The following is a 5995-nucleotide window of genomic DNA, read 5'->3' as shown; positions in this document are numbered from 1 at the left end:
CGCCAATCCCGTTGACTGCATCGTCATCGAGGACTCGCCCTTCGGCATCCAGGGCGCTGTCGCCGCCGGCATGACGGCGATCGGCTACACCGGCGGCGGCCATACCTATGCCGAGCACGCCGCGCGGCTGACAGCTGCCGGTGCCGATTTCGTCTGCGCCGACTGGCAAGAAGTTAGCCGGCAATTGGCCGGGCTCGGTGTGCCGGCCTAATCTGTCAGCGAACAGGCAGTCCAAGGCGGACCGATTCGTCGGCCGGGATCACTGGCCCGACACGGAAATTGAAGGACAAGACCCTCGTCGCACCGGTGTCGACCTCGCACCGGAAGCCCAGATGGTACCATGTGGTTGTCGTGCGGAAGGCGACATCCGGGGCGTCGAGGATATTACCGACCTTCAGCGGAACACTTGGGATCAACTCGGGGAAATACGAGGCGCCCAGCAGTTGCTGCTGCAACGCGCTGGCGCAAAGTTTGGCGGCACGCTGGCCGCGAGGCACGCCGCCCTTCGAGGTCGTGGCCACCGCATCGCCGGTAGCGCCCTGTGAATAGAGCTTGCGGACGCCTGGGAGGCCCGAAGCGTTCCGAGATGCAGACTTCGAGGGCTTTGAGGGGCTGGGCTTCGGCGCATTTGTGGGTTTGGGCTTCGGCGCATCGGCTGATGTGGGAAGGTCGATCTCGCTGCCGCCGCCATCGGCAGCCAAAGGCGCTGGTGCCGCGCCCCGTTGCTTGGCGGCATCGAGCGCCGCCTGCTTCTCCGCCTCCTGTTTGGCTGCTTGTGATTTATCTATCTCCTCGGTTGAAGCTGCCTGCGTCTCCTGTGTGGGCTCGGCGTCCTTCGCCGCGGTTGCCGGCTTCTCGTCGGCCTTGGTTGAATCTGGCCGGCCCTCGGAGTCTACCGGAGTGGCGGATTGGTTCTCCGCCTGCTTCGGCACGACAGGCGGCTTCGAATCATCCTTGGCCGGTGACGGCGAGTTGTCTAGAGCGCTGCCCCCATCCAGGGATTTCCTGGGGCCGGTATCCTTGTCGCCGAACTGAAAAACAGGCTTCAAAACCTCAACTGGCGAGGGCTTCTGAGGTCGCTTTTCCGGCGGACGTGGTTTTTCGACTTTCTGCTCGGGCGGTTTTTCAACCTTCGTTTCCTGCGGCTTTTCGGCCTTGGGCTCCTTTGGGGGCGGCGCCGGCGCGGGTCTCGGCTTTGGCTGATCGGGCGCAGGCACGAGTGCGACGTTTACCGCCTGTTCCTGCTGCGGCTGTTGGGGAGGCGCCGGGAATTTGTAGACCAGGAACGCAGCGATGAGCGCATGCAGGATCAGCGATGCGGGCAAAGCCCACAACAGATGCCGCCGTTCTCCTGTCTCGCTCTTCATCCTGACCGATGTGGAATGAAATAGCGGCGGCTTCAAGCATAGGCATTGGATTTGCGCAATCTAGCCTCTGACAGCTTGTCGATTTGGATCATTATACCCTGCGGTAGCCCGACCAAGGTGCTGGGCGACGCAACAAGCGGCGGCCCACGATCCGGCCCATCATGACCTGGGATCAGCCAGTTCGCCGCCACCAGGATGGACGCCAATGCGGCCGACTGCATCGTCATCGAGGACTCGCCCTTCGGCATTCAGGGCGCGGTCGCCGCAGGCATGACGGCGATCGGCTACACCGGTGGCGGCCATGCCTATGCCGAGCACGCCGCGCGGCTGACAGCTGCCGGTGCCGATTTCGTCTGCGCCGACTGGCAAGAAGTTAGCCGGCAATTGGCTAGGTTTGGTGTGCCGGCCTAGTTTAGACGATACTTTGTGAATCCACGGCTGGGCCGTTCGCCAGGCGGTACCAATGAGCCCACACGGAAGTTGAAGGACAGGACCCTCGTCGCATCGGCGTCGACTTCGCACCGGAAATTTAGGTTGTACCAGGCGTTTCTGGTGCTGAAGGCGGCCTGCGGAGGATTGAGAACATTGCCTTTGTCCAGCGTAATGGTTGGCACCCATTTGACCGTATAGTCGGCAGTTTGCAGTTCCCGGCTCAGAACGTTGCCGCAAAGGGTGGCCACGCGTTGACCGCGCGGAACATTCTCCATGGAGCTTGTAGCGAACGCATTGCCGGTTGCCCCTTGCGAGTAAAGCTTTCTGACGCCCGGAAGGCCGGAATAGATCGGTGATCCTGCAACGTCGTCGTTGGTGGGATTTGACCTTCCAGCATTCCCGATCGGCGCTTTGAAAGCTCTTGCGGGCTTGAACGTCATTGTCTTGGCAGGTTTGGCTTTGGGCTTTGCCTTTCCAGTCGAGGCTGGAGGCGCCGGCTTGTCGCCGATCTCAGCCGCCAATGGCTTTGGCGTCACGACGGCTTGCTTTTCGGCGGGTTGCGGTGCGGGTTCCTGTTTGTCCGGCTGCTGTTTGTCGGTTTCCTCGGTCGCCTGCTTCTCCTCGCTTTGCGCGGGCTTTTCGTCCGGCGCAGCGGTGGCTGGCTTCTCGTCAGGCTTGCTGGGCTCCGCCTTCTGCTGTGGCGTTGCAGCCGGGGCGGGCTGGGGCGGCGTGGGTGTCGGTGCTACAGGCGGCTTCACCGCCTCATCCTTGGCCGGCGACGGCGTGCTGGGCTTAGCGCTGCTTCCGTCGAGCGATTTCTCCGGCCCGGTATCTTTCTGGCCGTACTGGAAAACGCGCTTCAGAACCTGGTCGTCTGGCGGCTTCGGCGGTTCCGGAGGCGGCTTTTGTTCAGGCGGCTTTTCAGCCTTCTTTTCAGGTGTCGGCTCAGGTGGCTTTGGAGCAGGTTTCGGCTTGGGCTTCTCGGGTGGCGGCACGATCGCGACATTGACGGGCTGTTCCTGCTGAACCGGCTGCTGCTCGGGTCTCGGCAGGCCATAGACCAGAAACGCCGCGATGAGCGCATGCAGGATCAGCGATGCGGGCAAAGCCCACAGCAGATGCCGCCGCCGTTCTCCTGTCTCGCCCTTCATCCTCACCGATGTGGAATGAAATAGCGGCGGCTTCAAGCATAGGTAGTGGATTGGCTTGATTTAACCGCTGACAGGTTGGTGATCGGATGACGACGCGCAGACCCCAGGTCAGCCAGTTTGCCGCTGGCGCGGGATCCCGTCCAGAAACCGTTCGTCCAGCCGTGTCTCGCCAAACCAGTTCAGCCGGTTGATGCTGATGAAGCCGGCATCGATCACCTCGTTTTCGTCACCCGGCTGACTGTCATGGGCCCGACCGCGCGGCACGGTGATGACTGTGCGATCGCCATCGCTTTCCACGGTCTCGGCCTGGCGGGCGATCTTGTCGCGGCCGATGCGCGGTTGCCGGATTTCGGCCGGCAGCGAGGTCGGCAGGTTGATGCTCAGCCAATGACCCTCAGCGGCCCAGTCGGCGCGCGAGTGCCACAATGAAGCGATCAGCGCGCCAAGCCATTGGTCGTCGCCATCGGTGGAATCAGGATTTTTCACGCGTGAGAAGCCGATGGCCGGAACGCCCCAGAACGTCGCCTCCCGCGCAATGCCGAGCGTACCGGAATAGGCAAGGTCCTCGGCAACGTTGCGGCCATCGTTGACGCCCGACAGCACAAGGCCCGGCTTCTCGGAATCGGCGAACAGCCAGGTCATGGCGCTTACCACGCAATCGGCCGGGGTGCCGGAACAGGAGTACCAGTTCGGTTTGACGCGCCGCATGGTCAATGGCCTGGCAATCGTCAATGACGAGCCGGCAGCGGTGCGCTTGCCGTCCGGCGCGACCACCCAGACGTCGTCGGTCAAGGCGCCGGCCGCATTGACCAGACGGGCAAGCCCCGGCGCTTCGATGCCGTCGTCGTTGCAGATCAGAATTCTCATCGTTTTCTTGCCTCCGACACCACTATGCGCTGGCCGGTGCGCCATTGCGTGCGCAGCGACGGGATGTGGGTTTGCAGATCGCCGAGAAGGTCCGGCGTGCAGGAATGACCGAGTGCGGCGGGACGACCGGCCTTCTCCCAGATGTCGACATTGCCCGGCAGCGTCGGATGGGTCGGCATGCGCACCCAGTCCGCTCGGCCGGCCTTGTGCAACAGATCGCCCGGCGAGCCTGACGGCAGATGGCCGGTAAGCAGCACCGGAAAACCGGAATGGTCGGCACGCGGCAAGAGGCGCGATGACGGGCCGGCTTCACCCATGCCGTCATCCGCCAGCAACGGCGTGGACGGCAGGGGATCAGCATCGGTCCAGTCGGCTGCGTCTTGCAGGCGGCGAAGCAAGAGTTCTGAGACACCTGGCAACAGGGATGCCGTGGCGCCGATCTGCGCTTCCAGCGACGAACGCATACCGGCATGGATCGCGAACGGCCCAGGCAAGGCCGCGATCAGCTCCAGCGACCGACCCGAGAGCGGCGTCGGCAAAAGACACCCGCCCGAATGCCTCGCAACCCACTGCGAGATTTCGAGCGCCCGCGCCGTCCCAGGCACCGGATCGGCGCCATAGGAAGCATCGAGGACAAGCAGGTCGCAGTGCGGGATCGTGTCCATGACGAAGACACTGCTGTCCGGCACCACGTCGGCGGAATAGGCGACGCGGCTCTCGCCATCGTCCACGGCAAACCAGACACCGCCCACGACATGCCCCGAGCGTCCCGTCTGGATCGCGAGATTTCCGCTCTTCAGCGTATCGCCGGGTTCGAACAATTCGATGCGGTCTTCGGGAAAAGGGAACCGCCTGAAATCCTCGGGCTCAGCATAGCCCGCGAGCGTGGCAGGCGCCTCATTGCGGGTCTCGGCCGTCATGAAAATCCGGCCGGCATAGCCGCGCGACAGCAGCCAGCTCAGCGCGCCGACATGATCCTCATGCGCATGCGAGACGAACAGCGCGTCGATATCGGTGACCGCCCCGTCCAGCGCCGGATAGTAGTCCGCGCCCGAAGCGCCAACCTTGATGCCGACGTCGAGCAGGATGCGATCCTTGCCGCTGCTGACAGCAAGGCTGGTGCGGCCCTTTTCGCCAAAGCCGCCGAGCAGGTCGAGCATCATCACGATACTGCTCCCACCGCCGGGATCAGCCAGCCGGACCGTATGCGCAGACGCGCCTGGGCTCCGCTCTCCAGCACGACCGGGTCGGGCTGTTCGAAATGCAAGGTGAGATCGGGACTGGTCGAAGGCGTGAATTCGATGCGCGCCGAGCCACCCTGATAGATCACCCGCTTGACCAGGCCATCGAAGCCGGGACCGTCCGGCGACACGTCGAGATCGGCCGACCGGCAGCAGATCTTGGCGCCAGCGCGCGGCCGCTGGCCTGGCCGGCAGCGGACAACCAGTTCAGCGCCGAGAACCCGGACCTTGCAGTGGCCCCTTTCTTCGGCGCTCAACACATCCGCGGGCAGCAAAATGCCTTGCGAAATGAAGGATGCGACCATTTCATTTGCCGGCTCATGATAGAGTTCTCGCGGCGTCGCCAGCTGGGCAAGGCGCCCGCCATCCATCACCGCGATGCGGTCGGCCAATGCCATCGCCTCGGCCTGATCATGGGTGATGTAGACGATGGTGGTGCCGGTGCGCTTGTGGAAGGATGCGAACTCGTCCTCCATCGATGCCCTCAGATGCACGTCGAGATTGGCGAGCGGCTCGTCGAACAGCACCAGCGAGGGCGCGGCGACAAGGCAGCGCGCTAGCGCCACGCGCTGGCGCTGGCCGCCGGAAAGATTGGCCGGCCGGCGATCGCCCAGCCCTTGCAGATTGACCAGGGCCAGTGCGTCTTCAACCTTCCGGCGGGCGACGGCCTTGTCGAGCTTCGCCACCTTCAGCGAATAGCCGATGTTCTCGGCCACCGTCATATGCGGCCACAGCGCATAGTTCTGGAAGACGATGCCGACGCGCCGCTTTTCCGGCGCGACGCTGCCGCCCTTGCCCGACACGACCTCGCTGCCGATGCGGATTTCGCCCGAAGTCACTTTCTCGAATCCGGCCACCAGTCTCAGCAACGTCGTCTTGCCGCAGCCGGAAGGGCCGAGCACTGCCAGGAACTCGCCGTCGGCGACGTCGATCGACA

At 63.8% G+C, this 5995-nt stretch carries 6 protein-coding genes and 1 pseudogene; 2 read left to right on the top strand and 5 right to left on the bottom strand.

From position 1 onward, the window contains the following. The coding region (locus EN749_RS28725; protein WP_145991039.1) for an HAD family phosphatase at nucleotides 1-211 on the top strand (211 nt) is incomplete at its 5' end. A 4-nt stretch (nucleotides 212-215) separates the two neighbouring features. On the opposite strand, the gene EN749_RS28720 is transcribed toward EN749_RS28725, so the two are convergent. Next, nucleotides 216-1367: a DUF930 domain-containing protein gene (locus EN749_RS28720; RefSeq protein WP_128364419.1), complete on the bottom strand. Its 1152-nt coding sequence runs from the start codon at nucleotides 1365-1367 to the stop codon at nucleotides 216-218. A gap of 180 nt (nucleotides 1368-1547) precedes the next feature. Here EN749_RS28720 and EN749_RS28715 point away from each other — a divergent pair. Then, nucleotides 1548-1778 (top strand): annotated as a pseudogene (locus tag EN749_RS28715) (HAD family phosphatase); the annotation flags it as partial. On the opposite strand, the gene EN749_RS28710 reads toward EN749_RS28715, so the two are convergent. The 4 genes from EN749_RS28710 to EN749_RS28695 form a co-directional block, all read right to left on the bottom strand. Then, the gene (locus EN749_RS28710) at nucleotides 1775-2950 is read right to left on the bottom strand and encodes a DUF930 domain-containing protein (RefSeq protein WP_128364418.1); all 1176 of its coding nucleotides are present in this window, start codon (nucleotides 2948-2950) and stop codon (nucleotides 1775-1777) included. The pseudogene EN749_RS28715 and the gene EN749_RS28710 overlap by 4 nt on opposite strands. A 108-nt stretch (nucleotides 2951-3058) precedes the next feature. Beyond that, nucleotides 3059-3817 (bottom strand): 5'/3'-nucleotidase SurE, encoded by a 759-nt coding sequence (locus EN749_RS28705; RefSeq protein WP_127398916.1) that lies wholly within the window; start codon nucleotides 3815-3817, stop codon nucleotides 3059-3061. Continuing rightward, nucleotides 3814-4980: an MBL fold metallo-hydrolase gene (locus EN749_RS28700; protein ID WP_128290138.1), complete on the bottom strand. Its 1167-nt coding sequence runs from the start codon at nucleotides 4978-4980 to the stop codon at nucleotides 3814-3816. Before EN749_RS28700 ends, EN749_RS28705 begins: the two co-directional genes overlap by 4 nt. Beyond that, a partial coding sequence (locus tag EN749_RS28695) for an ABC transporter ATP-binding protein (protein ID WP_145991038.1) occupies nucleotides 4980-5995 on the bottom strand: 1016 nt, incomplete at its 5' end. The genes EN749_RS28695 and EN749_RS28700, both read right to left, overlap by 1 nt.

Origin of the sequence: Mesorhizobium sp. M7A.F.Ca.ET.027.02.1.1, assembly GCF_004022985.1 — a bacterium.
Taxonomy (GTDB): Bacteria; Pseudomonadota; Alphaproteobacteria; order Rhizobiales; family Rhizobiaceae; genus Mesorhizobium.
The sequence above is the reverse complement of the archived record's forward strand: the minus strand, read 5'-3'. Positions and strand labels throughout refer to the sequence as shown.